Here is a 26,927-nt window from a genome sequence, read left to right on the forward strand (position 1 = left end):
CAAGGCAGTCGAGGGAGAGGCTGATGCGGGTTTTGATCGTGGAGGATGCCACCGATGTGGCCGAGGCTGTGGCCGTTCGGCTGCGCAAGTCCGGCATGGCCTGCGATGTGGCCGATTGCGTCGCGACCGCCGAGGATTTTCTGGCGGTGCAGACCTATCAGGCGATCGTTCTGGACATCAACCTGCCCGACCGCAACGGCACCGCATTGTTGCAGGACATGCGCGCACGCGGTGATCGCACGCCGGTTTTGATGCTGACAGCACAGTTTTCCGTGGATGACCGGATTTCGGCGCTGAACCTTGGTGCGGATGACTATCTGGTAAAACCCTTTGACCAGCGCGAGCTGGACGCCCGCCTGCGCGCCCTTATGCGTCGCGAGGCCGCGCAGAAATCGGACGAGGTCACGCTGGGGCCGCTTTGCTTTTCGGCGGCTGCGCTGACGGCTACACTGGATCAAAGGCCGCTCGATCTGACCCGCCGCGAGGCGACCCTTTTGGGTATGCTCCTGCGTCATCAGGGACAGGTCGTCAGCAAGCAGCGGCTCTATGACGGGCTGTTCGCGTTCGACGACGCGGATGTCGGGTTGAACGCAATCGAACTTTACATCGCGCGGCTGCGCAAGAAGCTGACCCCGTCACCGGTGCGGATCGAAACGCAGCGCGGGCTGGGATACCGGATTTTCCAGGATGACTAGAATCCTGCGCGGCGGACCGCGGACATTGCTGGCGCGGGTGATGATCGGAGTTCTGTCGTTGCTGGCGCTGGGCGGTGTGGTGGTGGCCATTGCCACGTTTGAATACGGTCGCAGCGCTGCGCGGCAATCGTTCGACAGGTTGCTGGTGGGGGCGGCACAGGACATCGCGGAATCAATCAGCATCTCGGACGGTGCGCCGCTGGTCGATCTGCCTGTCTCCGCGTTCAGCCTGTTGTCGCTGGCCGCAGATGACCGCATTTTCTATGCGGTCCATGAAACCGATGGCAGCCTGTTGACCGGCTACGAGGGTTTCGACCTGCGCGGGGTGGTCCAGCAGGACCTGACGCAACCCGCCTTTTTTGATGGCCGCATGCAGCAAGAGCCAGCCCGTTTCGTGACCGTGGCCCGTCCATTTGCGGAACGCGCATATTCAGGGCGGATATTCGTCACGGTGGGCCAGACCCTGCGCGCGCGCAGTGCGCTGGCGCTGGATTTGACCACGCGCGCGCTGATGCTGACGGGGGCTGTGGGGATTGTGCTGCTTGTCAGTGCCTTTCTGGTGATCCGTTCGGCGATGCGCCCGCTCGAGGGGCTGACGGCCGAACTGTCGCGGCGCGATCCCTATGATCTGACGCCGATGCCCACAGGTGGCCCTGCAGAGATGGCGGTGATGGTGCAGGCGATGAACCGGTTCATGTTCCGTCTGGACCGGCAGGTGGGGGCGATGAAAAACCTGATCTCTGACACCGCGCACCAGTTACGCACACCGGTGGCCGCTATCCGCGCGCAGGCCGAGCTTGCGCTTGAGGATGACGAGGACAACCGCGCCCAACGATTGCAGCGGATGGTGCGGCGGACCCGGTCGTTGGGCACGTTGCTGGACCAGATGCTGTCGCGGGCGCTGGTCATTCATCGCACCGAAAACGCGGCACCCAAACCGGTCGACCTGCGCGACATTGCATTGGGTGTGTTTGAAAGCGTCGAAGATGATCCCGATGCGCAGGTCCAGTTGAGCATTGGCGACCAGCCGGTGATGGTCATGGCAGACGAGATTTCGATGGGCGAGGCGGTCAAGAACATGCTCGCCAATGCGCTGCGGCATGGGGTGGCCCCGGTGGTGATCGGCGTTTCGGGCGTGGGCGCGCACAGCGAGATCTGGGTACAGGATGCGGGCGGCGGCCCGCCTGCCGATGTGCTGACCACCATGGGGCGACGGTTTGAACGGTCCGCCGCGTCCAAAGGAAACAGCGCGGGTCTTGGCCTGTCCATCGTGCGCGCGGTGACCGAGGCTTTTGACGGTCAGATGCACATGGGGCAGGTCGCAGAGGGGTTCCGCGTTACGCTGACCTTTCCGGCCGACACTGAAGGGGACGCTGTATGATTGCCCTGATGCTTCGTCAGTTTGCTCTGGTCTGTGTGGGGCTGGTGATATGCCTGCCCCGCGCCGACGCACAGGAAGCGGTTGCACAATTCACCGCCCCCGGTGCCACGCCGACCTCCGAACTGACCTTGCGGTCCACCACCGACATTGCCGTTCTCAGCCCCGCCTTGCAGGCCTTTGTGACGCTCTATCCGGGTATCCGTTTGAACTATGAACAATGGGGATCAAATGCACTCTATGCCGACAGTCTTGGGGCGTGCATGGGGGACACCCGCGCCGCGGACGCGGTGTTTTCGTCGGGGGTTCACCAGATGGTTGATCTGGTGAACCGGTTCTGCGCCGAACCTTACATCTCTGGCCTGACAGCAGGCTTGCCCAAGGCGCGGCGCTGGCGGGACGAGCTGTGGGGCGTTACGAAAGAGGCGGCGGTGGTGATCTACAACACCGATCTGGTTCCGTTGGACGATGCCCCGCGCACACGGTTCGACCTGTTGGACCTGATGCGGCGCAAGTCCGCCACCTACAGCGGCAAGATTGCCACCTATGACATCGAGGAATCGGGTCTGGGTTATCTCTTTGCCTTCATGGACAGCCAGCAGGCAACCACCTTTGGGGGGCTTCTCGAAGGGTTCTCGCGCGTGGATGCGGTGGCAACGTGCTGTTCCGCCGAGATCATTTCAGGCGTGGACAGCGGACAGTACCTGTTGGCCTACAACGTGTTGGGTTCCTATCTGGATTTTGCATCCTTTCCCCGCGTCGGGGTGATCTATCCGCAGGATTACACGCTGTTTCTGTCGCGTGCCTATATGATCCCGAAGACGGCAGAAAACCCGCAGAACGCCGCCTTGCTGCTGGATTTCCTGCTGTCCGGTCCGGGCCAGGCGATTCTGGCCGACAGCAATCTGGTGCAGCGTGACAGCGCCGACGAGACCGGGCTAGAGCAGAGTATCCAGCGCTATATTTCCATTGATCCCACGCTTTTGGTGGCAATGGACAGGCAGCGGCGGCTGTTGTTCGAGGACAACTGGCGCACAACCTTCGACCGGGCTGAGCGGCCCTGAGCTTAGTCGGCTGTGCGCGGTGGCGATGTCCGGTAGGGACCCGTTGCCTCGAACGCGCAGGCGCAGGACAGCAGGCTGTTGTCGTCATAGGCGCGCCCGGCAAAGGTCAGGGCCACGGGCATCTGTGTATCGGCCATGGTTCCCATGGGCACGCTTACTGTCGGAATACCCAGGTGCCGGATCGCAAGGTTGCCATTGGCCACCCAGACCCCGTTGCGCCACGCCAGGTCGGCAGAGGCAGGATTGGTGTCGGCATCTGCCGGCCCCACATCGGCCACGGTGGGAAAGATCACGGCATCAAGGCCCAGGCCGTCCATCCAGTCCTCAAGGTCGATGCGCCGCGTGTCTTCCAGCCCTTGCAGTCCATCGGGCAGGGTGGGGATGGTGGTGAAATCATCGACGGGATGCGCGCGGGCGTGGGCGGGATAATGCGCGATGTCGTCGTCAAAGCCGGTATAGCGGTCAGGCAGGCTGCCCTTCGGCGCGGGGAAAATCTGCGCGCCGTCCACATCCGCAAGGCGGTTCAGGGACGGATCACCGTTGGCGCGCAAAAAGTCGTCCCAGCCCCAGACAGACAGGTCGACGATTTCACGCTTCAGGTAGTCCGCCGACACCAGCCCACGCGTGTGAATCTTTGGCGCGCCGGGGCGGTCGCCTTCGTAATTCGTGATGACCGGAAAATCGACGACAACCACTTCGGCCCCCGCCTGTGCCAATGCGTCGCGCGCCTGTTCCCACAGGGCGATCACCGACGCACGTGTTTCGATCCGCTGGCCGGTTGGGCCGCCGATGCCGGCATCCTCAGCCGTGCCCGCCTTGGGGTCGGCGTTGATATACATCGCAGGCACGCCAAAACGTTTGCCGCGCAGCGAAGCCTTTGCCAGCGCCGCATAGGACGCGGGCCGCACATCGGATGCACGGGGCAGACGCAACCACGGTTGCGCGCGCCAGAAGTCGCCGCGCGTTTCGGGGTCATCTGCCACGATCACGTCCAGCACCTCGAACAGGTCCGCCATGGTGCGCGTGTGCGGGACAACCACGTCCATGGTCGGCACCAGCGGCCAGTTGCCCCGCACCGAGATCACGCCGCGGCTGGGTGTGTAGGCACACAGCGCGTTGTTCGACGCAGGGGCGCGTCCGCTGGACCATGTTTCCTCGCCCAGACCGAAGGCGGCAAAACTGGCGGCGGTCGCGGTGCCTGATCCGTTGGACGACCCAGAGGCAAAGGCCGCTGTCAGGTAATCCGCATTATAGGGAGATTCCGCGCGACCATAGACGCCGCGTTGCATCCCGCCATTGGCCATGGGCGGCATGTTGGTCAGCCCGATCAACACGGCGCCCGCTTCGCGCAGCTGCGCGATGGCAAAGGCGTCGTCGGTGGCCACCAGATCGGCAAAGGCGGGCGAGCCTGCAGCGACGGTCAGCCCCTTGGCCTTGTAGCTGTCCTTGGCGGTGTAGGGGATACCGTCCAGCGGCCCGCGTGGCTGCCCTGCGGCCCGTCGCGCGTCCGAGGCTGCGGCATCGACCAGCGCATCGGGGTTCAGCACCGGCACCGCGTTCAGGCAGGGACCGCTGCGGTCATAACGTGCGATGCGGTCAAGGTAGGTTTCAACCAGCGCGACGCTGGTGGTTTCACCTGTCTCCAACGCGGTGCGCAGGTCGGCGATTGTGGCTTCGACGACGTTCATTGGGCACGCGGTTTCGGTTGTTGCTGGGTGATGCAATGCACGCCACCGCCGCGTGCGAACAGTTCGGTTGCATCGACGCCTACGATCTCGCGGCCCGGATAGGCGGCGGCCAATATCTCCTGGGCCTGTGCATCGGCGCGCGGTTCGTTGAAGGCGCAGGCGATGACCGCCTCGTTGATGACCAGATGGTTCACATAGCTCCAGTCGACAGGGCCGTGGGCGTCGGTCTGGGTTTCCGGCGCGGGCAGATCGATGATCTGGAAGCCGCGGCTCTGGGCGTCGGTTTCCTGCGCCAGTTGCGCGCGGATGTCTTTCATCACCGCATGATCGGGATGCGACGGGTCACGCTGGTCGTGCAGCAGGATCACACCGGGCGAGGGCAGGCAGGCCACGATGTCCACATGGCCGCGCGTGCCGAAGGTTTCGTAATCACGCTCAAGCCCGCGCGGCAGCCAGATCGCCTTGGTGGTGCCCAGCGTGCGCGCCATCTCCTCGGTCACGCGGGTGCGGTCGAGGTTGGGGTTGCGGCCGGGGTCCAGTTGCACGGTTTCGGTCAGCAATATGGTTCCTTCACCGTCCACATGGATGCCGCCGCCTTCGTTCACCAGCAGCGATGGCACGACGGGGACACCTTCCAGATCGGCGATGAACCGCGCCAGATCACGGTCGTTGCCGCTGGCGGTCCAGTCGCCGCCGCCCCAGCCGTTGAACACCCAATCCACCGCTGCCAGCTTGCCGTCTGCGTCATGCACGAATGTCGGACCGGAATCGCGCATCCAGAAATCATCTATCGTGCGCTCGTGGATGGTGATCCCTGCCGACAACATCTGTTTGGCGCGTGCCATCTCGGTCGGATCGACGACGATGGACACGGGTTGGAATTCAGCGATGGTGTTGGCCACATGGGCCCATGCTGCATATCCTGCCTCGCGTTCGGTCAGGGTTTCACCCAGCGTCTGTCCCTCGCGCGGGAAGGCCATCCAGATGCGATCCTGCGGGGCGGTTTCTGCGGGCATAAGCCAGGACATGAGGCGTTTCCTTTGGTTCTATGGCGGGGCTTGCAGCAGCCGTCCGCGTGGTCCCCGAGGTTAGACGGATTTCGCCGGAGTGTGTAAAGTCCCTTTGCACCATTTGCCATCAGCGGGGCCAATCACGGAACAGGGCGTTCCCTTTTGCGGTCCGCCGTGGTTCTGTCCGCGCGTACACGGAAAGAGGTCAGTTGAATGACAAAAGTCGGAATTATCGGCGTCGGGCTTATGGGGCACGGCATTGCAAAGAACATCCTGCAAAAGGGCTGGGACCTTGGCTTTTTGGATCACGTTGGCAACCAGCCCACCGAGGATCTGGTCGCACTGGGGGGTGTCGCATGGGACAACGCGGCCCAACTGGCGGAAACCTGTGATATCCTGCTGCTTTGTGTGACCGGTACGCCGCAGGTCGAGGATGTTCTGATCGGCAGCGGTGCAGCGCTTGCGGCCCTGCGTCCGGGGGCGGTGGTTGTTGACTGTTCGACCGCAATCCCCAGCTCGACTCGTGCGCTGGCTGCACAAGTACGCGAAAAAGGGTGCGATTTTGTCGATGCGGCCATGACCCGAACGCCCAAGGAAGCGGAAGAGGGGCGGTTGAACCTGCTTGTTGGTGGAGAGACCGCGACAATCGAACGGGTGCGGCCATTGTTCGACTGCTTTGCCGAGAACATCTTTGCCGCCGGTGGCGTCGGCAGCGGTCATCAGTTGAAGCTGACGCACAATATCATTTCGCTGGGCACGGCAACGCTGATTGCCGAGGTGGCCGCCTGTGCCATCCAGGACGGCATGGACCCCGAGGCGATGGTCGATTGCCTGCGCAAGGGCGGTGCCGGCGGCGTCGCATTGGAGCGGGTCGCACCCTATATCCTGGAAGGCAGCACCGACGCGCTGCGCTTTTCGATCCAGAATGCGTTCAAGGACGCGGGCTACTACACGCAAATGGCCACCGAACTGGGCGCGGCCCGTTTGATGGCGCAGGCCGTGAACGATACGCTGGCCGGGCTGGTCGAACGCGGCAACGGCGAGGCATTTGTGCCGGAACAGGTGTCTTTGCTGCAAAAGCCGTAACGGGTGACCGGGTCTGGCGGCAAAGGGGGGAAGATGGATATTCAGTATCTGCGCAAGTGGATCGGGCGCAACGAGACACAATCTGAATGCGTTACCCCGTCGCTGGTCCAGCGGTTCAACGCCACATTCGACCGCGAGGGTGAGACGGGTGCGGGCAGCGCGGCGCCCTTGCTGGTGCATCTGTGCCTGGCGCCGCCCGCCGCCCCGACATCGCAACTGGGTCCGGACGGGCATCCGGCGCGCGGCGGCTTTTTGCCACCCGTGCCCTTGCCGCGCCGGATGTGGGCAGGCGGGGCGTTCACCTTTCATGATGTGATCCGCGTGGGTGAAACGGTCACCCGCAATTCAACCATTCAGGATGTGGTGGTGAAAGAGGGCCGCAGCGGAACCTTGTGCTTTGTGACCGTGCTCCACGAGATCGACAGCGACGGACGGGCGGTGCTGACAGAGCGACAGGATATCGTCTATCGCGGGCCGGACGCACCGGGGGCGGCGGACAAAGTGTTGCCTTCGGCCCCGCATGGCGCGCACCGGGTGCAGGTCAATCCGTCAGCGACGCTGTTGTTCCGCTATTCGGCGCTGACCTTTAACGGTCATCGCATCCACTATGACGCGCCCTATGTGCGCAACGAGGAAGGCTATCCGGGGTTGATCGTGCACGGTCCGATGCAGGCGACGATGCTGGCGCAGTTCGCGGAAACCATCATGGGCGCGCCACCCGTCCAATTTGATTTCCGCAGCCTGTCGCCGCTGTTCGATGATGCCGATTTCACGTTGAACGCGACCGAGGACGGCGCGGGGCTGAGGCTGTGGACAGCCTATGTTGACGGTCCCGTGGCAATGGAAGCGACGGCAACGTGGTGAGAAGGGGCGAGGCATAAAACCCCGCCGCTTTCGGTGGCAAACCCATTAGGCGCAAGCCGTCGCTTCAATTTCGAACAGCAGGCCCGGGATGGCCAAGCGGGTCACGCCGACAAGCGTCATGGGCGGGGCGCTTTGCGCAGCGCCGAACCGCTGCCCCAGAACATCGAAGTTCTTCAGCGCGTCCTCCACATCTGTGGCGTATATGCCAAGGCGGGTAACGTTGCTCAGGTCCATGCCTGCGGACGTCAGAACCGCCTCCAGGTTGTCCAGTGCGAGGCCGATCTGGCCGCGCATGTCGCCGGGGTGCTGCGGGTTTCCGTTCGCATCCACGGCAGTTTGACCGGCACAGACAACCTGGCGGGTTGCGCCTTGGATGATCTCGGCCTGATTGTAACCCAGCTTCAGGGACCAGTCCCATGGATTGACGGCGGTACGTTGCATGACGAAATTCTCCTTGTTGAGGTCAATGAAGAATCCGTAGATTTTAATGGTGCCAAAAGTTGTCACCATTGATGCTATGCTGATCACATGAACATTCGCACCCGTCATGACGCCATCGTGCGCAGCCTGCGCCGTTCCGGCACGGCAACGGTCGATGCGCTGGCCGACGAGGTTGGTGCGTCGCGGCGCACGGTGTTGCGCGACATCGCCGCCCTTCGCGATCAGGGATTTGTCATTCATTCCGAGCCTGGACGCGGGGGCGGTCTGCAACTTGACCCGCAATCCATGCAGACCACCGCGCGCCTTGCCGTGGTCGAGGTCTTTGCCTTGCTGATCAGCGTTGCAGCAATGCGAGCGGCCGGGTTTCTCCCGTTTTCGGGGCTGGCGGATGCAGGACTCGCCAAGATCGAAAAGACCCTGCCACCAGAAAAGATACGCGACCTGCGCCGTTTTCTGGATTGCCTGCACGTGGGAAAACTGTCGCCGCTTCAGGACTTGTCAGACATGGGGACAATCCACACCGATCTGTTGCCTGCTTTCGAAACGGCGTTTCTGGAACGTCGTCACCTGAAGTTTGACTATCGCGACGCCAAGGGGCGGCAGACCTGCCGCGAAGTTGAACCGCAGGCCATGCTGATCCTGCCGCCGCTGTGGTATCTGGTGGGCTGGGACCCTGCGCGCGTGGACTTCAGGCATTTCCGCATGGACCGGATCAGTGCGCCAACAGTCGTCGAGGGGACAAAGTTTCGGCAACGCCACGTGCCGTTTGAAAAAGACGTGTGCCCCTACAGCAGTTTGCTTGAACGAAGCCCGTAACGCCGAGAAGCGTTCCTGTCTGGCAGGGGTTGAAAAAGTGCGGGGTGGTTTTCACCGGGGGCCAATTGACGACACAAAGGTCAAAGCCGTCTGACGTGCATATTGGTGATACTGGTCGGGCTGAGAGGATTCGAACCTCCGACCCCCTGCTCCCGAAGCAGGTGCGCTACCAGGCTGCGCTACAGCCCGACCGTGAGGCCGCGAGGTAGCCTCTTTGCCCATATTTGGCAAGTCTGAATCGCCATCGGCACCTGAAATCAGGGGCGGCGTGCGGCGATGGGAGGTGTGATGGCCGCGCCGGGTTTGGCGCCTGCCTCGCGGAAAACGATATACAGCCCCGAACCGATGATCAGCGCAGCCCCCAGCAGCGTCGGTCCCTTTGGGTATTCTGAGAAGAACAGGATGCCGAACAGGGTGCCCCAGATCAGCTGTGAATACTGCATCGGGGCAACCAGCGCCGCTTCGCCCCGTTTGAACGCCTCGATCATGCATAGCATTGCCACAAAGGAAAACAGCGCAAGGATCGCCAGTCCGCCAAAGGCCCGACCGCTGATCGGTTCAAAGGTGAACGGCATGACAGCGCCCAGCAGGACGATGATGCCCAGCATCGGATAGAGGATCATCAAGGGCAAGCGTTCCGACCCGCCGATCCGGCGCGACGAGATGTGGACCATCGCATTGCCAACGGCAGAGGCCAGCGCGGTGACATGCCCAATGTTCAGCGTGTTGGTGTCGGGACGCAGCACCACCAGCACGCCCGCCAGTCCGACCAACACCGCCGTGGCCCGCCGCCAGCGCAGCACCTCGCCCAGCAGCGGCACGGCCAGCAGGGTAACCAGCAGCGGGGCCGCAAAGAGGATGGTATAGGCCTCGGCCAGTGGCAGCACCAGAAAGGCATAAAAAGCCCCCAGCGTTGCGACCATCACCGCCACCACGCGGATCGCCATCCACAGCGGGTTGGCGGGGCGCAGGGTGCCGGGGGTGGTGTCGTGGATCAGCAGCAGGATGACGTAAGGCAGGCCCAGAAGGTAAGCAAAGAACGCGATCTGCACGGCGGGCAGGCTGCTGCCCAGGGCCTTGATGATCGCATCATGGGCGGAATAGATCAGACAGCCCAGCAGGGCGATCAGGATGCCTTGGATGTTGCGCGACATGGGATGACCTCTTGGAACCTGCGTTCGGCTTGGCCGGATTCTCGGGGATCTTCAAGGGGCCGGATGCATGCCCGCGCCGAAGGGGCGGGCACGCAAGGATTTCCGCTTAGAGCGAGGCGTCGAGCGCGGCCAGAATGGCGTCGCCCATGCCGGTGGTCGAAACGGGTGTCACACCTTCTTCGCCCAGCAGGTCGGCGGTGCGCACACCATCGGCCAGCACTTTTTCAACGGCGGCTTCCAGGCGGGCAGCCTCGTCGCCCTGGTCAAAGCTGTAGCGCAGCGCCATTGCAAAGCTGAGGATGCAGGCAATCGGGTTCGCCTTGCCCTGACCCGCGATGTCTGGGGCCGAGCCGTGTACGGGTTCGTACAGCGCTTTGGGGCGGCCATCTGCGTTCGGTGCGCCCAGGCTGGCCGAGGGCAACATGCCCAGGCTGCCGGTCAGCATCGCGGCGCAGTCGGACAGGATGTCGCCAAACAGGTTGTCGGTCACGATCACGTCGAACTGTTTGGGCGCACGCACCAGCTGCATCGCGCCGTTGTCGGCGTACATATGGGTCAGTTCGACATCGGGGTAGTCGGTGTCGCGCACTTTCTGCACCACCTCACGCCACAGGATGCCGCTTTCCATCACGTTGGCTTTTTCCATCGAACAGACTTTGTTGTTGCGACGGCGGGCCAGTTCAAAGGCCGAGCGCGCAACGCGGTCGATCTCGGATTCGGTGTAGCGTTGCGTGTTGATGCCGACGCGTTCATTGCCTTCTTCGAAGATGCCGCGCGGCTCGCCGAAATAGACGCCCGAGGTCAGTTCGCGCACGATCATGATATCCAGACCGGCCACGATATCCTTTTTCAGGGACGAAAAATCAGCCAGCGCGTCAAAGCATTGCGCGGGGCGCAGGTTCGAGTACAGGTCCATTTCCTTGCGCAGGCGCAGCAGGCCACGCTCAGGCTTTACGCTGAAATCGAGGTTGTCGTACTTCGGCCCGCCCACGGCGCCCAGCAGGACGGCATCGACTTGCAGGGCCTTGGCCATTGTGTCGTCGTGCAGCGGCGTGCCGTGCTTGTCATAGGCGCAGCCGCCGACAAGGTCCTCTTCCACGTCAAAGGCCAGATCACGCTTTGCACCGAACCAGTCGATGATGCGTTTCACTTCGGTCATGACCTCCGGGCCAATGCCGTCCCCGGGAAGGATCAACAGGGAAGGGTTCGACATGGGTTTTCTCCTCGGAAAATTGGGTTGCAAGGGGCGTAGCGCGACGGGTTGGAAGCGTCAAGTTGTCACCGCGCGAGGTCGACCCAGACAAGGCGGTGGCGGCTGGCCGTGGCAACGGTTTCGGCCAGCTGATCGGCAGGCAGCGGCCACAGCACGCCACTGTCTGTGACAGTCCAGTCGGAGGAGGGCAGGACATAGTCGGCGCGCAGGTTGCCCGGTGTCGGATCGTCCCAGTCTGCGGTGTCGGTGGCATCGCCAGCGGCTGCCGCTCCCGCGCTGGTGGGGGCCGGATCGGTCAGGCGCGGATCGTCCAGCAGCGCGCGCATCACGTGGCGGTGGCCGTCGCCTGCGTCGGGGTCCAGATTGGCATCGCCCAACAGCACAAGGCGGTCGGTGACCACAGGGCTGAAAGCGCCGTCCAGATAGAGCTGCCAGAACCGCGTTTCATCGGCGTTGCGCAGGCCGTTGCGGTCCTCGGGGCCGTCAAAGACAGGCGGGGTGGCGTGATAGGTCAGCAGGGTGATGCGACCTGTGCCCGGCACATCTATGGGGACGACCCAGTGGCCGGTGGTGGACAGGCGCTGGGCGGCTTGTGCCTCGGCGCTGGGAAAAGGGCCCGCGTCCGTGTGGGGCAGGGTGGCGTCCGGCAGATCGCTCCACAGCAGCCCAGAGAAATCGCGCACAGCGTCACGAGCCACCGGGTATCGCGAGAGGATTGCCATGCCGCCCTGACCCGAGAACGCGCCAAAGCCCTGCGCATCACGCGGCCCACCCAGACGGCCATCGCCGTCCATATCCAGCCCCGTGGCCATGCCCGTGTTGGGGCGCAGTGCAAACTGGTGAGGATAGTGCAGTCCCCTGGCCTCGAGCGCCTTGGCAAAGGCGGCCAGCGCCGCGCCCGTCAGGTCATAGTCGAACCCCTGCAACGCCACGATGTCAGGCTGGGCATGGGTCAGAACCGTGATCACTGCATTGACCTGCGCATCCTCGCCACCAGTGATGTCACGCAACAGCAAGCCGGGGCCCTTGCGGGCCAGTTCGGTATTGTATGTGGCAATGCGCAGACTGTCGGCACCTGCGGGCAGGGCCATGAACCCAAGGGCGCAGACCCAAGGGATCAGGCGACTTGGTAGTCGCTTTCCGCTTCGCGGGCGTAGCTGCGGCGGCGCTTTTCCTCGATCATGTGGGCGACCTTGCCCATCGCGATGCCGCGCATCAGAAGGCTGGCGGGTAAAAAGGCCCATAGGGTCATCGTCCAGATCAGGGTTTGCGGTTCATGCAATGTAATCGGACCTATCACCTGAGACGCCAGTTTGGCCACTGCGGGCAATACGAAGGGCAGCAAAATACCCAGAACCATGTTGATCCGCGCATCGCGTTGCAGCCGGGTCAACGCGTCGCCGCCTGCGGTCGGGTCGAACAGCGGCAGGTTGATCCACACGTTGAATGCGCCGTTGCGCGACGATGGCCAGCCGAAAAAGCGCACCATCAGAACGAAAATGCCACATGTGAACAGCGCAATCAGATAGCTGAGCCCGGCGGCGGCGCGCGCGATGCGAAAGGATGCTTCGGGCAATTCCGAGGGCAAGGCCAGGACCACAAGGCGTACCGGTGAAAACGGGAAGTCGAGCACTTGCCCCACCAGACGCGCAACCGAGGTCGTGGCGCCGGTCATCAAGGTGGGTTGCGTCAGGCCCGAGCAGATCACGGTGAGAAGGAAGACAGTGACAAAGGCACCGCAGAACCGCAGGCGGTTCAAGGGTGGTGCGTTGCGGAATTCAATGATCGACGGAAAGTTCGAGTTGTATTCGATGAACACAAGAAAGGCAGCCAACAGGGCGACAAGCAGAATGATCTGCGTGGTGTCAGCAGACACCCCCGGCAGCATCAGCGCCGGAGTGGCAATCATCAATGCCACCAAGAGACCGCGCATGGCGGCACCTGTCAGTCGTGCTATCACTTCTCGTTCCCTTCAAACTGGCCAGACGCGATACGTTGCCGCGAACTTGTTCCAACTTGATTCCACCGTTTGTGGCGGCTTGCCTCATTATTGCCCGATTTGTGCCTTGTTTCACTGGTCGGCTCAAGTTCAGCTTAAACCAAACGTAAAACTTAAGGCATTTTGTGGGAAAAGGTGGTGCCATCTTGCATCAGAAATAAGACCCAATCTGGGCATTGTAGCACATCTTGTGTCCAATCCTGCCGGGCCACATAAAAGGGGCCGCAAGCATCGCTTGCAGCCCCGAAATTTCGTGCATCATGAACTTCAGGTCTCAGACCCAGGGGCGCTCGGCGCTTGACTTGGCTTCAAAACTGGCGATGTCGTCCGCCTTGGCCATGGTCAGGCCGATGTCGTCCAGACCTTCCATCAGGCAATGTTTCTTGAACGGGTCGACGTCAAAGCGGATCACTTCGCCATCCGAAGTGGTGATCGTTTGCGCCCCAAGGTCGACGGTCATCCGCGCGTTCGATCCTTTTTCGGCGTCCTTCATCAGCAGGTCGACCTGCTCTTGGGGCAGGGCGATGGGTAGGATGCCGTTCTTGAAGCAATTGTTGAAAAAGATATCGGCAAAGCTGGGGGCGATGACGCAGCGAATGCCAAAGTCCTTGATCGCCCAGGGTGCGTGCTCACGGCTGGAGCCACAGCCGAAGTTGTCGCCCGTCACCAGGATTTCAGTGTTGCGGTAGGCGTCCTTGTTCAGCACGAAATCGGGGATTTCGTTGCGGTCGTCGTCATAGCGCATCTCGTCAAAGAGGTTCACGCCAAGGCCGGACCGTTTGATCGTCTTCAGGAAGTTCTTGGGAATGATCATGTCGGTGTCGATGTTGATCATCGGCATCGGGGCTGCAACCCCAGTGATTGTTTCGAACTTGTCCATATCTGGTGTCCTTATGTCTGTCTAAAGGGTTTGCCGCCAAAGTCATGTTTGACCCGTGCGGCGATGTTGGCAATGAAAGAGCCTGCGTAGGGAATGTTGCGCCGGTGGGCTGCGCGGATGCGGCTGGCGTACAGATGGATGCATTGTGTGTCGTCGCGCAGCCACCCCTCCACGCCGCCGTAGGGGTTGAAGTAGATATCTGCCATCGACCAATGCACCGGATTCAGCACATGGCGCGGCAGCACGTGTTCGATCTCGCCGGTTTCGGTCAACGCCCAGGTCAGGGCCTGTGGGCCGAATACCGGCGGTACCAATTGCGCGGCCCCCAGCAGCTGCTCGCCTGCGGGCAGCGCCTCCAGCTTTTTGCGATGGGCCCGCTTTAACCATGGCGGGACAAAGCCGGGGTCGTTCAGCCGGTCCAGCAGCAGGGCCAGCGCCGCGCTGTCTTTCGGCAGGCGCAGCACCGCATTGTTCACCGTAGTGGGCGATTCATATCCGACCAGATAGCCGTCTTTCGGTGTCAAAGGCCGGTGGCACAGGCAATCGGTGTCCACCCAGGTCAGGTCGGTGTCCTGAACCATGTGCAGGCGAAACAGGTCGGCAAAGACCGTGGGCGTGACCCGCCCAAGCAGCTCATCCGAATAATGATAGACCTCGGACGCATGGCGCAGCGTGACCCCCTCGATCTGCGGATCAGGCAGGTCGTGGGTGTGGAACAGGGTCACGGGATGGCCGTGGTGGGCAAAGCTGCGCAAGGCCAGAATGTCCAGCCAGCGCAGTTCCGTGCCGACCCAAAGCGAGCCGATAGGGGTATCGGCGGCGCTCATGTGCGGGCGGTGTCCTGTTGTGGTCGAAGGCGCTGCATCACGCGGGCTTCCTTTGGCGGGTGGCCGGGCGACCCCGTGTGGAACGGAGCCGCCATGCCCACTGGCTTACATCAGGTCGCGCACGTCGGTCAGGCGACCTGTGATCGCCGCAGCCGCTGCCATCGCGGGCGACATCAGGTGGGTGCGTCCGCCCCGACCCTGACGGCCTTCGAAGTTGCGGTTGGACGTCGCCGCACAGCGTTCGCCGGGGCTGAGCTGGTCGGGGTTCATCGCGAGACACATAGAGCAACCCGCCAGACGCCATTCGAACCCGGCCTCTTTAAAGATGTCGGCCAGACCCTCTTCCTCTGCCTGCGCACGGACCAGACCCGAACCGGGTACGATCATCGCGCGCATTCCGTCCTTGATCTTCTTGCCCTTCAGGATCGCGGCCGCGGCGCGCAGGTCCTCGATGCGGCCATTGGTGCACGAGCCGATAAAGACGGTGTCGATTTCGACTTCGCTCAGCGGTGTGCCCGGTGTCAGGCCCATATAGTCCAGCGACCGTTGTGCCGCGTCGACTTTGCCGCCTTTGAAGTCGCTGGGCGAAGGCACGTTGGCCGTGATCGGCAACACGTCCTCGGGCGAGGTGCCCCAAGTCACGACGGGGGCAATGTCTTCGCCTTTCAGCGTGATGACCTTGTCCCAATGGGCGTCCTCATCCGAGAACAGGGTTTTCCACCATGCGACGGCTGCTTCCCATTGCGCGCCTTTGGGCGCGTGGGGGCGGCCCATGCAATATTCAAAGGTCTTTTCGTCAGGCGCGATAAGGCCCGCACGCGCGCCACCTTCGATGGCCATGTTGCAGACGGTCATGCGGCCTTCCATCGACAGATCGCGGATCGCTTCGCCGCAATATTCGATGACATAGCCGGTGCCGCCGGCAGTGCCGGTCACGCCGATGACGGACAGGGTGATGTCCTTGGCCGTGACACCGGGGCGCAGTTTGCCGGTGATCTCGACCTTCATGTTCTTGGATTTCTTCTGGATCAGCGTTTGCGTCGCCAGAACATGCTCGACCTCGGATGTGCCGATGCCGTGGGCCAGCGCACCGAATGCGCCGTGGGTTGCCGTGTGGCTGTCACCGCAGACCACGGTCATGCCGGGCAGGGTCCAGCCCTGTTCCGGGCCGACGATGTGAACGATGCCCTGACGCACGTCGGAGACGGGGTAATAGTGAATGCCAAAATCCTTGGCGTTCTTGTCCAGCGCCTCGACCTGGATACGGCTTTCTTCGTTCATGCCGCCGTTGGCGCGGTCCAGCGTGGTGGGCACGTTATGGTCGGGCACCGCGATGGTCTGCTGGGGTTTGCGCACGGTGCGGTTGGTCATACGCAGACCTTCAAAGGCCTGCGGGCTGGTCACTTCGTGAACCAGGTGACGGTCGATATAAAGCAGACAGGTGCCGTCGTCGGCCTCGTGGGCGACGTGGGCATCCCAGATCTTGTCATAAAGCGTTTTTGCGGATTTCGTAGGGGACATGAGGGACCTCTCCCGTATTTTGGATGCAGAAATGGCGTGGGGTTCGGGTGTGTGCGACGTTATAGTCGCGCCAGCACCGCGTGGGTCGCCCCGAAGAAGCGTTCGCGCAGCCGTGCGCGGTCGTCGATGTTAAAAAGACGTTTCATGGTCGAAGAGATACGCGCATGTCCCTTGTGGCGCAAGGTGGACAAACAAAATCTGCGCCGATCCCCGAATGCCCGGCATTTGCTCCCAACCACAGCATAACAGGGCAAATCCGTCATTGCGTTTGGCTTGCGCCGCATTGCGTCTAAGTGCAACCTGAACACCAACGCTGGGAGTGCGCATGGAGAACACCACCGAGAAGGGAGCCAAGTTCGGGCTGGATCTGCTGGAAGCTATTCGGATCTCTGCGGGTACGGTACAGTCCTTCCTTGTCAGCTTGATGCAGCCTGGTTGGCGGCTCTATCAGGTGCTGATCATCCTCGGGCTGGCGGTGCTGTGCTTTGGCCTGCACAAGTTCTCGGGGCATCTTTTGCAAAACTGGGTGCGCTCGCGCGAAGGCTGGAAGGCCTGGCAATTGCGCATGATCGTGCAGATCCGGCGCAGGTTGGGTCTGTTGTGGTATGCGCTGCTGGGCTGGTCGGTCTGGTTGGTGATGCAAGAGGTCACATGGCCCTCGCGTTCCTATCTGATCGGCTTGGCGGCAACGCTGGCGACGGCTTGGGCCTTCATCGGCTTTTCCGCACGGCTTGTGCGCAACCGTTTCCTGCGGCGGGCGGTGACGTGGGGGCTGTGGATATACGTCACGCTGTTTTACCTGAACATTTCTGACGAAGTGTCTCTGTTCCTGGATCGGATCGCGATCTCGGTCGGTGACTTCCGGCTGTCCATGCTTACGCTGATTGTCGCCGCCGTGGTGATTGGCACATTGTTCACGCTGGCGCGGCTGGTCAGCAACACAACCGCTGCGACGATCCGCAAGAACGAAGATATCAGCCCCTCGATGCAAGTGCTTGCGGTCAAGGCCGTGCAGATTGGCCTGTACGGTTTTGCCTTTTTCGCGGGGATCAAGGCCGTGGGCATCGACCTGACCGGTCTTGCCGTCCTGACCGGTGCCATCGGTGTGGGTTTGGGCTTTGGTCTGCAAAAGGTGATTTCGAACCTTGTGTCGGGCGTGATCATCCTGCTGGACAAGTCGATCAAGCCCGGGGACGTGATCAGCCTTGGCGATACCTTTGGGTGGATTCAGACACTTGGCGCGCGCTATGCCTCGGTCGTGACGCGGGACGGCAAGGAATACCTGATCCCGAACGAAGACCTGATCACCGGGCAGGTGGTGAACTGGTCGCACTCCAATGATTTCGTGCGATTGGACATCTATTTTGGCACCTCTTACGACGATGATCCGCACGAGGTGCGCAGGCTGGCCATCGAGGCCGCCAAAAGCGCCGACCGCGTGCTGAGTCACCGGCCGCCTGTCTGTCATGTCGTGGGATTCGGCGACAGCAGCGTGGATTACATCCTGCGGTTCTGGATCAAGGACCCCACCGGCGGGCTGACCAACATTCGCGGGAATGTCTATCTGGCGCTGTGGGACATCTTCAAGGAAAACAACATCTCTATTCCCTTCCCGCAGCGCGAGGTGCGGATGCTGGGCGGCACGGGCAAGCAGAATTTCGGCGACGACGCCCCTGCACCCGAGCCGGAGGAAGATGCGCCTGCCGAAAAGGACGACAAGGCGCCCGACACCTAGTTCGGTTAGTCCAGTGACAGCGCCTCAAGCGCGGCCTCGTTTCCGCCCCTTGCCGCCAGCTTGAGATATTTCAGGTATGCTTTGGGGTCGGGATCCAGGCCGCTTTCACCGATGTAAAGCTGCGCCAGCGCAAAGGCGGCAGAGGCATCGCCGGTCAGGGCGGCTTTCTCCAGAAAGGACTTGGCCTGCAGGGGATCGCCGGCACCAAGGGTGCCGTCCACCAGCCATTGCCCATAGATGCGCTGGGCGGGGGGATAGCCGGCCTCGGCGGCATCCATTAGCAACGTGCGGCCACGCTCTATATCGTCCGGGCCAGTGCTGTGCTCGATCAGCATCCGGCCCAGCGAATAGCCGCTGACCATGTCGCCCAGGGCCGTCCCCTGTTCCAGAAGTTCATGGGCGGCAGCAAGGTCGCGAATGGTATAGGTGCCCGTGCCATAAAGCGTGGCAAGGGCGTTGTAGGCGATCGGATAGTGGTCATCGCGCGCGGCTTTGGTCAGCAATTCGAACGCGCGTGGGTCGTCTCCCTTGTCATAGGCGCGGCCCAGTTCAAAGCGGATACGCGGCAGCACATCGCCCGCGGCATAGGCGTTCAGACAGGCGGTGGTGGCAGTATCGGCGTCCATATCGTCCCAAGCCACGCCCGGCACAGGTGATTCGCCGTCATAGGGGTGTGCAGCCGCCGCGTCACAAGCGGCGATCCATTCGTCGCGCACCTCTGGTCCGCCTGCGCTGATTTTCTGGGCCTCGCGGGCGGCGTCAACGGCAATGCGCGACCCCGCCAGCGGGAAGGTGGCCTTTTGGTCGCCTGCCTGCAGGGTCCAGTCGCGCGCGGCCTGAAACAGTTCAACATCCTCGTCCGACAGGAAAAAGCTGTAGGACACCATGTCCGGTGCCTTGGCCCGCTCGCGGCGCAGTTGATCGCCTGTGACGGTGAGCGTACGGGCCGAACCGTCAGTCATGGTCAGGGTCGATGTGACGCTGTCCTGAAAGTCGGTTCCGGGGATAACAGCACCAATTGCAGTGTGTTTGCCTTGGGCGACCAGCACCATGATGGCAAAGCTGAAGTCTTCGAGGATAACGCCTGCCGTATGGACACCTTCGTCATACAGAAGATCGCCGGGCTGGTGATAGCGCCATTCCTCGAACACAACCTCTTGGCCAGCCGCCAGGCGGGCAGCGGCACATAGCGCCAGGACGGCGCAGAAAATTCTAACGATATGCGTCACCAGATTGGTCCTTGTTGCGGCGTCAGCCTAGTTTAAAGAGGGCTCGGGGCTGCGCGCAAGTTAAGCAGCATTCAGTTTGCGGTCGGGATCATGTCAGCCATGCGTTGAAATCCGCTCTTTGGCTTGCTACCTTAAGAGCATATCCCAGCGCCGGGGACCTGACGGCGCGTATCTAGGAGGGCAATGTCCTGTCAATCCACACAACGTCGGCACCGGCTGCCGGCCACACGGGCGCACTGATGAGCGCCGCAGCACCCGAAGCAGGCAGCGATGCGCAGCTGGCTTTGATCCTTTCTTCCCTTTCCGATGACAAAGCCGAAGATGTCGTGCAGATCAACCTGCAGGGCAAGACGGCCTTTGGCGACTATATGGTCGTCTGCTCGGGCAGGTCATCGCGTCAGGTTTCCGCCATTGCCGAAAAGCTGTTGGTGCGCCTGAAAGAGGCATTCGGCCGCCCCGCGCGGATCGAAGGCAAGGACACGGGCGACTGGGTTCTGGTCGACACGGGTGACGTGATCGTTCACGTGTTCCGTCCCGAAGTGCGCGAGTTCTACCAGCTTGAAAAGATGTGGTTGGGCACAGGCGAAACACCCGCCGCCAGCTGACGCATCTATGAAAGTTCATATCATTGCCGTGGGGCGCCTGCGTGGCGGCCCCGAGGCTGATCTTATTTCTGACTACCTGACACGATTCGACCGCACCGGACGGGCCCTGAGCCTGGGTCCGGCGCAGGTCGTTGAAGTTGACGACCGCAAGGGCGGTGGCATGGCCGCCGAGGCCGAGCTGTTGCGCCGCGCGGTGCCAAAGGGTGCTTTGCTGGCCGTGATGGACGAACGGGGCCGGGTGGAATCATCGCCAAAGTTTGCCGAGCGCCTGGCCGGATGGCGCGACGGCGGGCGGTCCGATCTGGCGCTGGTGATTGGCGGGGCCGACGGGATCGACCCGTCGCTGCGCGCCGAGGCGGATTTTGCGCTGTCTTTCGGGGCGATGGTCTGGCCGCACATGCTGGTGCGCGTGATGCTGGCCGAGCAGTTATACCGCGCCGCGTCCATCCTGGCCGGTGCGCCCTATCATCGGGATTAGGTTGGGGCGCTGTCCCAGTCTTCTGGGTGCACCCCTGCATTTTTGCCAGAGCAGACAGCGCGCCGTCTACTTTGACGAGGCTGTGCCCATCAGGATCTTGCGCGAATGGGACGCAAACTCGCGCCGCCAGATCACGCCAAGCGTGAAGGCGGTGGCGATCATCAGCGGGACCGGCCCCAGCAGCCAGGCCGCCATGGCGATGCCGAAATAGACCGCGCGCAGGCCGCGGTTGAAGCTGCGGGCGGCGGTAATGTTGATTTCGGCGGATTGGTTGGCGCGGGGCAGGGTCGTCGGGTCGTTCGGATCATTGGGCACCGAGGCCATTACCACGGCGGCATAGCCGAACAGTCGGTTGGACCAGACGAATTTCAGGAATGCATTTGTCAGGAACAGGCTGATGATCAGCAGCTTTGCCTCCCATACAAAGATGGGTTCGGACACCAGAACCAGATCGTTGGCGATATCGGTGATATGCTCGGCATTGCCGATCATCGCCAGTGCGCCACCGATGGCAATGGCCGAGGTCGAGGCGAAGAACGCAGTGCTTTGACGCAGGCTGGCCAGAATTTGCGCGTCGAAGATGCGGGGGGAACGGGTGATCATCTGGACCATCCATTCGCGGCGGTAGCCTGCCATGATGCGCGCAGTTGACGGGTGTTTGGATGTGGTGCTTTCAACGCGCCAGCCAATCAGCAGCCACGCCGTGACAAGCAGGGCGAGGGCCACGTAGTCAAGCGTGCCAAACAGGGCGAGGCGGTTGGTCCAAGTCATGCTAGAGTGATAGGGTGTAGCCCGGCCCCTTGTCACGCGGTGAAATTGGTAATATTATTTTACCAATAGGAGGAATTGCCATGGAAATGCCGATCCCGAACGCTGCTGTTCTGGCCCGCAAGGACCGTGTGGTTGCTCGGTTGTTGCAGGTTTTGCCTGCCGACGCCGTGATCAGCGACGTGGCCGAGACGCGCGCTTATGAATGTGACGCGCTGACCGCCTATAAATGCGCGCCTATGGTGGCGGTGTTGCCCGCTTCGACGCAGGAAGTCTCGGATGTGCTGCGCATTTGCCATGAAGAGGGCGTGCCCGTGGTGCCACGGGGGTCGGGAACCTCGCTGGCCGGTGGCGCGCTGCCTACGGCGGATTGCGTTATTCTGGGCGTGGCGCGAATGAATGACGTGATCGAAACGGATTACGCCAACCGGATCATCCGCGTGCAGACAGGGCGCACTAACCTGAGCGTCACGGGAGCGGTCGAGGAAGACGGGTTTTTCTATGCGCCCGATCCATCTAGCCAACTGGCCTGTGCCATTGCCGGCAATATCGCGATGAACAGCGGCGGGGCGCACTGTCTGAAATACGGGGTGACCACCAACAACCTGATGGGGGTCACGCTGGTGCAGATGGATGGCACCGTGGTCGAGATCGGCGGCGGCTATCTGGACGCGGGCGGGCTGGACCTGTTGGGGGTGATCTGCGGGTCCGAAGGGCAGCTGGGTGTGGTGACCGAGGCAACCTTGCGCATCCTGCACAAGCCCGAGGGCGCGCGGCCCGTGTTGATGGGCTTTGACGACAACGAGGTGGCGGGGGCCTGCGTGTCGGACATCATCAAGGCGGGCGTTCTGCCGGTGGCGATCGAGTTTATGGATCGCCCCTGTATCGAGGCGACCGAAGCCTTTGCCGGGGCCGGATACCCGGATTGCGAGGCCTTGTTGATCGTCGAGGTCGAAGGTTCGGACGCCGAGATTGACGACCAGCTGGCGCGGATCATGGAAATCGCCCGGCGACACAATCCGGTCGAGTTGCGCGAAAGTAAGTCGCCCGAGGAAAGCGCCCGCATCTGGCTGGGGCGCAAGAGTGCCTTCGGCGCGATGGGGCAGATCAACGATTATATGTGTCTGGATGGGACGATTCCGGTATCATCGCTGCCCTTTGTGCTGCGGCGCATCGGCGAGATGTCGGCGGAATACGGGCTGCGGGTGGGCAATGTCTTTCACGCAGGCGACGGCAATATGCACCCGCTGATCCTGTTCGATGCCAACAAGCCGGGTGATCTGGAACTGTGCGAGACCTTTGGCGCCGAGGTGCTAAAACTGTGCGTTGAAGTGGGCGGCTGTCTCACCGGCGAGCATGGTGTCGGCATTGAAAAACGCGATCTGATGCATGTGCAGTACACGATGGACGACCTTGAGGCCCAGATGGCGGTGAAGGATGTGTTCGATCCGCAATGGTTGTTGAACCCTGCCAAGGTCTTTCCGCTGGACGCCTCGGACGCGCGCCGCAGGATCGAGATGGCGGCGCAATAGGGGGCCAGCCCCCTGACCCCCCGGGATAATTGGAGCCATGAGAAGATGATGACACCGCAGAGCGAAGAAGAGCTGGCCGGGATGATTGCCGGGGCGACGGGGCCACTGGCCGTGCAGGGCGGTGGCACGCGCGGTTTTGCGGGGGCGGGCGAAGTGCTGTGTTCTGCAGGGCTGGCCGGCATCACGCTGTACGAGCCGGGGGCACTGACGCTGGTGGCAGGCGCCGGCACGCCGGTGCCTGAGATCGAGGCGGCGCTGGCGGCGGAACACCAGCGGTTGGCGTTCGAGCCGATGGACCACCGTGCGCTCTTGGGCACGACAGGCACCCCGACCATTGGCGGGGTGATGGCCGCCAATGTCAGCGGACCGCGGCGGATCGCGGTGGGCGCTGCCCGTGATTTTGCGCTGGGCGTGCGGTTCGTCGATGGTTCGGGGCGGATCGTGAAGAACGGCGGGCGGGTGATGAAGAACGTCACCGGCTATGACCTGGTCAAGTTGATGTGCGGGTCGTTTGGCACCTTGGGTGTGCTCAGCGAGATTTCGATGAAAGTGCTGCCTGCGCCCGAAACCGAAGCCAGTCTGGTGATCGGCACGGACCGCGCCGACCACGCGGTGGCGGCGCTGTCGCGCGCCTTGGGATCACCTTTCGAGGTCACAGGAGCGGCGTTTTTGCCGAACCGGGGCGCGGTGGTGCGGATTGAGGGATTTGAAACCTCTGTCGCCTATCGATTGGGGGCGCTCGAGGGAATTTTGGGCGGCTTTGGTGAAATCGAACGGCTGAACGCCGATGCGTCGCAAACCCTGTGGCGCGGGGTGCGGGACGTGCGGCCCTTTGTCGACCGCGACGGGGATGTGTGGCGTGTGTCGGTCAAACCCGGGGATGCGCCCAGGATTGTCGCCGCATTGCCCGAGGGGGCGGACTTTATGCTGGATTGGGGCGGCGGCCTGATTTGGGTGCTGTGTGCTGCAGGCACGGATTTGCGCGCGAAAATCGCGCCGTTTGCGGGACATGCGACCCTTGTGCGGGCCGACGCGGACGTGCGCGCGCGGCTGGGTGTGTTCCAGCCCGAGGCACCTGCATTGGCCGCATTGACCCAAGGTGTGCGTGCGCGGTTCGACCCGCGCGGGGTGCTGAACGGTGGCGGGGTGAAAGCGGCCTGATGGTGTTCTGGATCGCTCTTTTCGTGGTGATCTTTGGCTTTGGTCCGTGGGCGTTCCTGCGGCTGATGCATCTGACGCCATCCTCTGCCGTTTTTGCCAGGCTCGTCGCCTTTACGGTGATGGCAGCGGCGGCAAGCCTGTGGTTGCGATTTCTGGCACCGGTTCCTTGGGGCGTGAATGTCTGGGCGACGTGGACCGGCATGATCCTGATCTGGACAGCGTGGATCGCGGTGCTGGCGCTGGCGGCGCTGGCCTTGCGGCAGATGGATCAGGGCCCCGCAATGCGACGCTGGACCGGTGTGATCGGTGCAATGGGCACAACGGTGCCATGGTTCGGTCTGGCCTCGGCCCGGCTGATGAGCAGTTGAAAGAGAGACGATGCAAACGACATTCACGCCCGAACAGTTGCAGGATCCAAAGATTCAGCGCGCCAACCAGATCCTGCGGTCTTGTGTGCATTGCGGATTCTGCACCGCCACCTGTCCCACGTACCAGGTGCTTGGCGATGAATTGGACAGCCCGCGCGGGCGCATTTACCTGATCAAGGACATGCTGGAAAACGAACGGGTGCCGGATGCCAAGACGGTGGGGCACATTGACCGTTGCCTGTCGTGTCTGGCGTGTATGACGACCTGCCCGTCGGGGGTGCATTACATGCATCTGGTGGATCAGGCGCGGGAATACATCGAGGATCACTACAAACGCCCGTTCAGCGACCGCGCCCTCCGTTGGGTTCTGGCGCGGGTGCTGCCCTATCCCACGCGGTTCCGGGTCGCTCTGTTGGGCGCCAAGATGGCGCGTCCCTTTGCACGTCTGCTGCCCGACCCGCGTCTGCGCGCGATGATCGCGATGGCACCGAAACAGGTGCCGCCCGTCAGCCGCAATGACGACCCGCAAAGCTTTGCGCCGGTCGCGCCCCGGATCAAGCGTGTGGCGCTGATGACCGGCTGTGCGCAAAAGGCGCTGAACACGGACATCAACGACGCCACGATCCGCCTGCTGACACGGCTGGGCTGCGAGGTGGTTGTGGCCAAGGGTGCGGGATGTTGCGGGGCGCTTACGCACCACATGGGCAAAAGCGACGAAAGCCACGCGGCGGCGGCTAAAAACATCACGGCCTGGGCCGCTGAAATGGACGGCGAGGGGCTGGATGCGATTGTGATCAACACCTCGGGCTGTGGCACCACCGTAAAGGACTATGGCCATATGTTCGCGCGCACCGACATGGAAGGTGATGCCAGGCGCGTGGCCGAAAAGGCGATGGATATCAGCGAGTTGTTGTTGCAGTTGATGACGCCGGAACATATCGTGCGCAGCCCGAACATGGCGGCGATGGGCATCGCAGGGACGGATGCCTCGGGGCCGGGTGACAGTGATCGTGCGGTCACCGTTGCCTATCACGCGGCCTGTTCGTTGCAGCATGGTCAACAGATCAAGACCCACCCAAAGACATTGCTCAAGATGGTCGGATTTGGCGTGGTCGAACCCGCCGACAGCCACCTGTGTTGCGGTTCGGCAGGCACCTACAACCTGATGCAGCCCGAAATTTCGGCGCAGTTGAAAGCCCGCAAGGTCCGCACGCTCGAAGCCAAAAAACCAGACATCATTGCGGCTGGCAACATCGGGTGCATGATGCAGATCGGCAGTGCCACGGGGATACCCATTGTGCACACGGTCGAATTGTTGGATTGGGCCACCGGTGGCCCAAAGCCGCCTGCGCTGGCGCGCGCAACAGACAGTACACCATCGGTGCCGATTTTGCGCTGATTTTCAGCCTTGCCATAATGTCGCCGTATGACGCAGTTAGCCGGGTGCGATACCTTTAGGAGAAATCGATGCGGCGCTGGATGTCCCTGTCACTTTTGGCCCTTGTGACCACCTCTGCGGCCTTTGCGCAGGACGCACAACTGCGCCGCCTTGAGACGACGAACACCGGCCGTGAATGGGAAGCTGTCGGGCGGCTGGATATGGACGGGAGCGGGTTTTGCACCGGCGCGCTGATTGCGCCCAACCTGGTGCTGACGGCGGCGCATTGCCTGTTCGACAAACGCACCAAACAGCGCATCGACCATGACAAGATCGAATTTCTCGCCGGTTGGCGCAACGGGCGCGCATCGGCCTATCGCAATGTGCGCCGTGCCGTGGTGCATCCGGCCTATGTTTATGACGGGGCGGTGTCGTCTGAGCGTGTGCGCAACGACCTGGCGCTGCTCGAGTTGAGCCAGCCCATTCGCAACACCACCATCCGCCCTTTTGGCACGGCAGTGCGGCCTGCGACCGGCGACAGCGTGGGCGTGGTCAGCTATGCGAAATCGCGATCAGAGGTGCCTTCACTGCAAGAGGTCTGCACCGTGCTGTCGCGGCAGGAGGGCGTGTTGATCACCTCGTGCAGTGTCGATTTCGGTTCGTCCGGTGCGCCGATTTTTACCTTTGACGACGGCGAGGCCAGCATTGTGTCCGTTGTTTCCGCCAAGGCTGAATTGGACGGAAAAAACGTATCTCTGGGCACATCTCTGGGCGAGCCGTTGGAGGAGTTGCGCGCCGAACTGCTGGCAGGCAGCGGTTTTCAACAGGGGGCATCGCCCTCGGCCAGCCGTGTTCGCGTGGGCGTTCGCAACGACACCGGCGCGAAATTCATCAAGCCCTGAGCGCCTGCGCAAAACGCGGTTGCAACAGGTCTTGAAACCGCAAGATCCATCCCCACATTTGGTCTGCCGGAACGCCTGAACAGGGTTCTGGCAACTGCAAAACGGGTCCGTCCATGGATGGAGGGCCCGACATGA

At 62.4% G+C, this 26,927-nt stretch carries 26 protein-coding genes and 1 tRNA gene; 14 read left to right on the forward strand and 13 right to left on the reverse strand.

The features are described from left to right. Nucleotides 1-23: 23 nt before the first annotated feature. Genes BUC08_RS19435 through BUC08_RS19445 form a run of 3 tightly spaced genes read left to right on the forward strand, consistent with a single transcriptional unit; the run spans nucleotide 24 to nucleotide 3,137 of the window. The gene (locus BUC08_RS19435) at nucleotides 24-695 is read left to right on the forward strand and encodes a response regulator transcription factor (RefSeq protein ID WP_037930522.1); all 672 of its coding nucleotides are present in this window, start codon (nucleotides 24-26) and stop codon (nucleotides 693-695) included. After that, a complete protein-coding gene (locus BUC08_RS19440) occupies nucleotides 688-2,076 on the forward strand; it encodes a sensor histidine kinase (RefSeq protein WP_037930525.1) in 1,389 nt (462 codons plus the stop codon). The genes BUC08_RS19435 and BUC08_RS19440 overlap by 8 nt, the downstream gene beginning before the upstream one ends. An 8-nt stretch (nucleotides 2,077-2,084) precedes the next feature. Then, a complete protein-coding gene (locus BUC08_RS19445) occupies nucleotides 2,085-3,137 on the forward strand; it encodes an ABC transporter substrate-binding protein (RefSeq protein WP_037930605.1) in 1,053 nt (350 codons plus the stop codon). Between the two features lie 2 nt (nucleotides 3,138-3,139). Here BUC08_RS19445 and BUC08_RS19450 read toward each other — a convergent pair whose 3' ends face one another. Together BUC08_RS19450 and BUC08_RS19455 are read right to left on the reverse strand one after the other, a co-directional pair. Continuing rightward, nucleotides 3,140-4,825, reverse strand: a complete 1,686-nt coding sequence (locus tag BUC08_RS19450) for an amidase (protein ID WP_037930527.1) — start codon at nucleotides 4,823-4,825, stop codon at nucleotides 3,140-3,142. Then, nucleotides 4,822-5,853, reverse strand: coding sequence for an agmatine deiminase family protein (locus BUC08_RS19455; RefSeq protein ID WP_037930529.1), 1,032 nt, complete (start codon nucleotides 5,851-5,853; stop codon nucleotides 4,822-4,824). The genes BUC08_RS19450 and BUC08_RS19455 overlap by 4 nt, the downstream gene beginning before the upstream one ends. Before the next feature lie 195 nt (nucleotides 5,854-6,048). Here BUC08_RS19455 and BUC08_RS19460 point away from each other — a divergent pair, with 195 nt between their 5' ends. Next, a complete protein-coding gene (locus tag BUC08_RS19460; protein ID WP_037930531.1) occupies nucleotides 6,049-6,921 on the forward strand; it encodes an NAD(P)-dependent oxidoreductase in 873 nt (290 codons plus the stop codon). A gap of 33 nt (nucleotides 6,922-6,954) precedes the next feature. Next, nucleotides 6,955-7,785, forward strand: coding sequence for an HTD2 family dehydratase (locus BUC08_RS19465; protein ID WP_037930533.1), 831 nt, complete (start codon nucleotides 6,955-6,957; stop codon nucleotides 7,783-7,785). Between the two features lie 45 nt (nucleotides 7,786-7,830). Here the strand turns inward: BUC08_RS19465 and BUC08_RS19470 are convergent, their stop codons facing one another. Then, nucleotides 7,831-8,226 carry a RidA family protein gene (locus BUC08_RS19470; protein ID WP_037930608.1) on the reverse strand — a complete coding sequence of 132 codons (396 nt, stop codon included), beginning with the start codon at nucleotides 8,224-8,226 and terminating at the stop codon, nucleotides 7,831-7,833. A gap of 87 nt (nucleotides 8,227-8,313) precedes the next feature. On the opposite strand from BUC08_RS19470, the gene BUC08_RS19475 reads away from it, so the two are divergent. After that, nucleotides 8,314-9,042 (forward strand): helix-turn-helix transcriptional regulator, encoded by a 729-nt coding sequence (locus tag BUC08_RS19475; protein ID WP_037930536.1) that lies wholly within the window; start codon nucleotides 8,314-8,316, stop codon nucleotides 9,040-9,042. 112 nt (nucleotides 9,043-9,154) lie between these two features. On the opposite strand, the gene BUC08_RS19480 is transcribed toward BUC08_RS19475, so the two are convergent. The 8 genes from BUC08_RS19480 to leuC form a co-directional block, all read right to left on the reverse strand. Beyond that, nucleotides 9,155-9,231, reverse strand: a tRNA-Pro gene (locus BUC08_RS19480). A 68-nt stretch (nucleotides 9,232-9,299) separates the two neighbouring features. Further along, a complete protein-coding gene (locus BUC08_RS19485; RefSeq protein ID WP_051694647.1) occupies nucleotides 9,300-10,196 on the reverse strand; it encodes a DMT family transporter in 897 nt (298 codons plus the stop codon). A 106-nt stretch (nucleotides 10,197-10,302) separates the two neighbouring features. Continuing rightward, nucleotides 10,303-11,409, reverse strand: coding sequence for a 3-isopropylmalate dehydrogenase (gene leuB, locus BUC08_RS19490; RefSeq protein WP_037930539.1), 1,107 nt, complete (start codon nucleotides 11,407-11,409; stop codon nucleotides 10,303-10,305). Between the two features lie 65 nt (nucleotides 11,410-11,474). Continuing rightward, entirely contained in the window at nucleotides 11,475-12,500 is a 1,026-nt protein-coding gene (locus BUC08_RS19495; protein ID WP_037930542.1) for an endonuclease/exonuclease/phosphatase family protein, read from the reverse strand. A gap of 26 nt (nucleotides 12,501-12,526) precedes the next feature. Continuing rightward, the gene (locus tag BUC08_RS19500; protein ID WP_224769828.1) at nucleotides 12,527-13,342 is read right to left on the reverse strand and encodes a hypothetical protein; all 816 of its coding nucleotides are present in this window, start codon (nucleotides 13,340-13,342) and stop codon (nucleotides 12,527-12,529) included. A gap of 340 nt (nucleotides 13,343-13,682) precedes the next feature. Continuing rightward, on the reverse strand, nucleotides 13,683-14,288 hold the full coding sequence (gene leuD / locus BUC08_RS19505; protein WP_037930548.1) for a 3-isopropylmalate dehydratase small subunit: 606 nt from the start codon (nucleotides 14,286-14,288) through the stop codon (nucleotides 13,683-13,685). An 11-nt stretch (nucleotides 14,289-14,299) separates the two neighbouring features. Then, nucleotides 14,300-15,115, reverse strand: coding sequence for a hypothetical protein (locus BUC08_RS19510; protein ID WP_037930549.1), 816 nt, complete (start codon nucleotides 15,113-15,115; stop codon nucleotides 14,300-14,302). A gap of 105 nt (nucleotides 15,116-15,220) precedes the next feature. Next, complete coding sequence (leuC, locus tag BUC08_RS19515; protein WP_037930550.1) at nucleotides 15,221-16,636, reverse strand: 3-isopropylmalate dehydratase large subunit; 1,416 nt, start codon at nucleotides 16,634-16,636, stop codon at nucleotides 15,221-15,223. Between the two features lie 424 nt (nucleotides 16,637-17,060). Between leuC and BUC08_RS19520 the strand changes: the two genes are divergently transcribed. Then, nucleotides 17,061-18,371: a mechanosensitive ion channel family protein gene (locus tag BUC08_RS19520; protein WP_224769829.1), complete on the forward strand. Its 1,311-nt coding sequence runs from the start codon at nucleotides 17,061-17,063 to the stop codon at nucleotides 18,369-18,371. Between the two features lie 5 nt (nucleotides 18,372-18,376). On the opposite strand, the gene BUC08_RS19525 is transcribed toward BUC08_RS19520, so the two are convergent. Next, nucleotides 18,377-19,600 carry a tetratricopeptide repeat protein gene (locus tag BUC08_RS19525; RefSeq protein ID WP_037930553.1) on the reverse strand — a complete coding sequence of 408 codons (1,224 nt, stop codon included), beginning with the start codon at nucleotides 19,598-19,600 and terminating at the stop codon, nucleotides 18,377-18,379. A 239-nt stretch (nucleotides 19,601-19,839) separates the two neighbouring features. Between BUC08_RS19525 and rsfS the strand changes: the two genes are divergently transcribed. Continuing rightward, nucleotides 19,840-20,205, forward strand: coding sequence for a ribosome silencing factor (gene rsfS, locus BUC08_RS19530; RefSeq protein ID WP_037930556.1), 366 nt, complete (start codon nucleotides 19,840-19,842; stop codon nucleotides 20,203-20,205). A gap of 7 nt (nucleotides 20,206-20,212) precedes the next feature. Next, nucleotides 20,213-20,683, forward strand: coding sequence for a 23S rRNA (pseudouridine(1915)-N(3))-methyltransferase RlmH (rlmH, locus tag BUC08_RS19535; RefSeq protein WP_037930559.1), 471 nt, complete (start codon nucleotides 20,213-20,215; stop codon nucleotides 20,681-20,683). Between the two features lie 66 nt (nucleotides 20,684-20,749). Here rlmH and BUC08_RS19540 read toward each other — a convergent pair whose 3' ends face one another. Beyond that, on the reverse strand, nucleotides 20,750-21,454 hold the full coding sequence (locus BUC08_RS19540; RefSeq protein WP_037930561.1) for a DUF599 domain-containing protein: 705 nt from the start codon (nucleotides 21,452-21,454) through the stop codon (nucleotides 20,750-20,752). 80 nt (nucleotides 21,455-21,534) lie between these two features. Here BUC08_RS19540 and BUC08_RS19545 point away from each other — a divergent pair, with 80 nt between their 5' ends. The 5 genes from BUC08_RS19545 to BUC08_RS19565 all read left to right on the forward strand — a co-directional run bounded on the left by BUC08_RS19545 (nucleotide 21,535) and on the right by BUC08_RS19565 (nucleotide 26,792). Beyond that, complete coding sequence (locus tag BUC08_RS19545) at nucleotides 21,535-22,983, forward strand: FAD-linked oxidase C-terminal domain-containing protein (protein WP_037930563.1); 1,449 nt, start codon at nucleotides 21,535-21,537, stop codon at nucleotides 22,981-22,983. Nucleotides 22,984-23,031: 48 nt separating this feature from the next. Continuing rightward, nucleotides 23,032-24,144, forward strand: a complete 1,113-nt coding sequence (locus BUC08_RS19550) for an FAD-binding protein (protein ID WP_037930566.1) — start codon at nucleotides 23,032-23,034, stop codon at nucleotides 24,142-24,144. Then, nucleotides 24,144-24,512, forward strand: coding sequence for a hypothetical protein (locus tag BUC08_RS19555; protein WP_037930570.1), 369 nt, complete (start codon nucleotides 24,144-24,146; stop codon nucleotides 24,510-24,512). Before BUC08_RS19550 ends, BUC08_RS19555 begins: the two co-directional genes overlap by 1 nt. Before the next feature lie 10 nt (nucleotides 24,513-24,522). Then, nucleotides 24,523-25,911, forward strand: a complete 1,389-nt coding sequence (gene glcF / locus BUC08_RS19560) for a glycolate oxidase subunit GlcF (RefSeq protein WP_037930573.1) — start codon at nucleotides 24,523-24,525, stop codon at nucleotides 25,909-25,911. Nucleotides 25,912-25,979: 68 nt separating this feature from the next. After that, on the forward strand, nucleotides 25,980-26,792 hold the full coding sequence (locus BUC08_RS19565; protein WP_081855472.1) for a trypsin-like serine peptidase: 813 nt from the start codon (nucleotides 25,980-25,982) through the stop codon (nucleotides 26,790-26,792). The last annotated feature ends 135 nt before the right edge of the window (nucleotides 26,793-26,927 follow it).

The organism is Pseudosulfitobacter pseudonitzschiae (assembly GCF_900129395.1).
Classification (GTDB): domain Bacteria; phylum Pseudomonadota; class Alphaproteobacteria; order Rhodobacterales; family Rhodobacteraceae; genus Pseudosulfitobacter; species Pseudosulfitobacter pseudonitzschiae.

Coding starts and splice junctions, on each gene's coding strand:
- BUC08_RS19435 (WP_037930522.1), top strand. CDS start 24: ATGCGGGTTTTGATCGTGGAGGATGCCACCGATGTGGCCGAGGCTGTG.
- BUC08_RS19440 (WP_037930525.1), top strand. CDS start 688: ATGACTAGAATCCTGCGCGGCGGACCGCGGACATTGCTGGCGCGGGTG.
- BUC08_RS19445 (WP_037930605.1), top strand. CDS start 2,085: ATGCTTCGTCAGTTTGCTCTGGTCTGTGTGGGGCTGGTGATATGCCTG.
- BUC08_RS19450 (WP_037930527.1), bottom strand. CDS start 4,825: ATGAACGTCGTCGAAGCCACAATCGCCGACCTGCGCACCGCGTTGGAG.
- BUC08_RS19455 (WP_037930529.1), bottom strand. CDS start 5,853: ATGTCCTGGCTTATGCCCGCAGAAACCGCCCCGCAGGATCGCATCTGG.
- BUC08_RS19460 (WP_037930531.1), top strand. CDS start 6,049: ATGACAAAAGTCGGAATTATCGGCGTCGGGCTTATGGGGCACGGCATT.
- BUC08_RS19465 (WP_037930533.1), top strand. CDS start 6,955: ATGGATATTCAGTATCTGCGCAAGTGGATCGGGCGCAACGAGACACAA.
- BUC08_RS19470 (WP_037930608.1), bottom strand. CDS start 8,226: ATGCAACGTACCGCCGTCAATCCATGGGACTGGTCCCTGAAGCTGGGT.
- BUC08_RS19475 (WP_037930536.1), top strand. CDS start 8,314: ATGAACATTCGCACCCGTCATGACGCCATCGTGCGCAGCCTGCGCCGT.
- BUC08_RS19485 (WP_051694647.1), bottom strand. CDS start 10,196: ATGTCGCGCAACATCCAAGGCATCCTGATCGCCCTGCTGGGCTGTCTG.
- leuB (WP_037930539.1), bottom strand. CDS start 11,409: ATGTCGAACCCTTCCCTGTTGATCCTTCCCGGGGACGGCATTGGCCCG.
- BUC08_RS19495 (WP_037930542.1), bottom strand. CDS start 12,500: ATGGCCCTGCCCGCAGGTGCCGACAGTCTGCGCATTGCCACATACAAT.
- BUC08_RS19500 (WP_224769828.1), bottom strand. CDS start 13,342: ATGCGCGGTCTCTTGGTGGCATTGATGATTGCCACTCCGGCGCTGATG.
- leuD (WP_037930548.1), bottom strand. CDS start 14,288: ATGGACAAGTTCGAAACAATCACTGGGGTTGCAGCCCCGATGCCGATG.
- BUC08_RS19510 (WP_037930549.1), bottom strand. CDS start 15,115: ATGAGCGCCGCCGATACCCCTATCGGCTCGCTTTGGGTCGGCACGGAA.
- leuC (WP_037930550.1), bottom strand. CDS start 16,636: ATGTCCCCTACGAAATCCGCAAAAACGCTTTATGACAAGATCTGGGAT.
- BUC08_RS19520 (WP_224769829.1), top strand. CDS start 17,061: ATGCAGCCTGGTTGGCGGCTCTATCAGGTGCTGATCATCCTCGGGCTG.
- rsfS (WP_037930556.1), top strand. CDS start 19,840: ATGAGCGCCGCAGCACCCGAAGCAGGCAGCGATGCGCAGCTGGCTTTG.
- rlmH (WP_037930559.1), top strand. CDS start 20,213: ATGAAAGTTCATATCATTGCCGTGGGGCGCCTGCGTGGCGGCCCCGAG.
- BUC08_RS19540 (WP_037930561.1), bottom strand. CDS start 21,454: ATGACTTGGACCAACCGCCTCGCCCTGTTTGGCACGCTTGACTACGTG.
- BUC08_RS19545 (WP_037930563.1), top strand. CDS start 21,535: ATGGAAATGCCGATCCCGAACGCTGCTGTTCTGGCCCGCAAGGACCGT.
- BUC08_RS19550 (WP_037930566.1), top strand. CDS start 23,032: ATGACACCGCAGAGCGAAGAAGAGCTGGCCGGGATGATTGCCGGGGCG.
- BUC08_RS19555 (WP_037930570.1), top strand. CDS start 24,144: ATGGTGTTCTGGATCGCTCTTTTCGTGGTGATCTTTGGCTTTGGTCCG.
- glcF (WP_037930573.1), top strand. CDS start 24,523: ATGCAAACGACATTCACGCCCGAACAGTTGCAGGATCCAAAGATTCAG.
- BUC08_RS19565 (WP_081855472.1), top strand. CDS start 25,980: ATGCGGCGCTGGATGTCCCTGTCACTTTTGGCCCTTGTGACCACCTCT.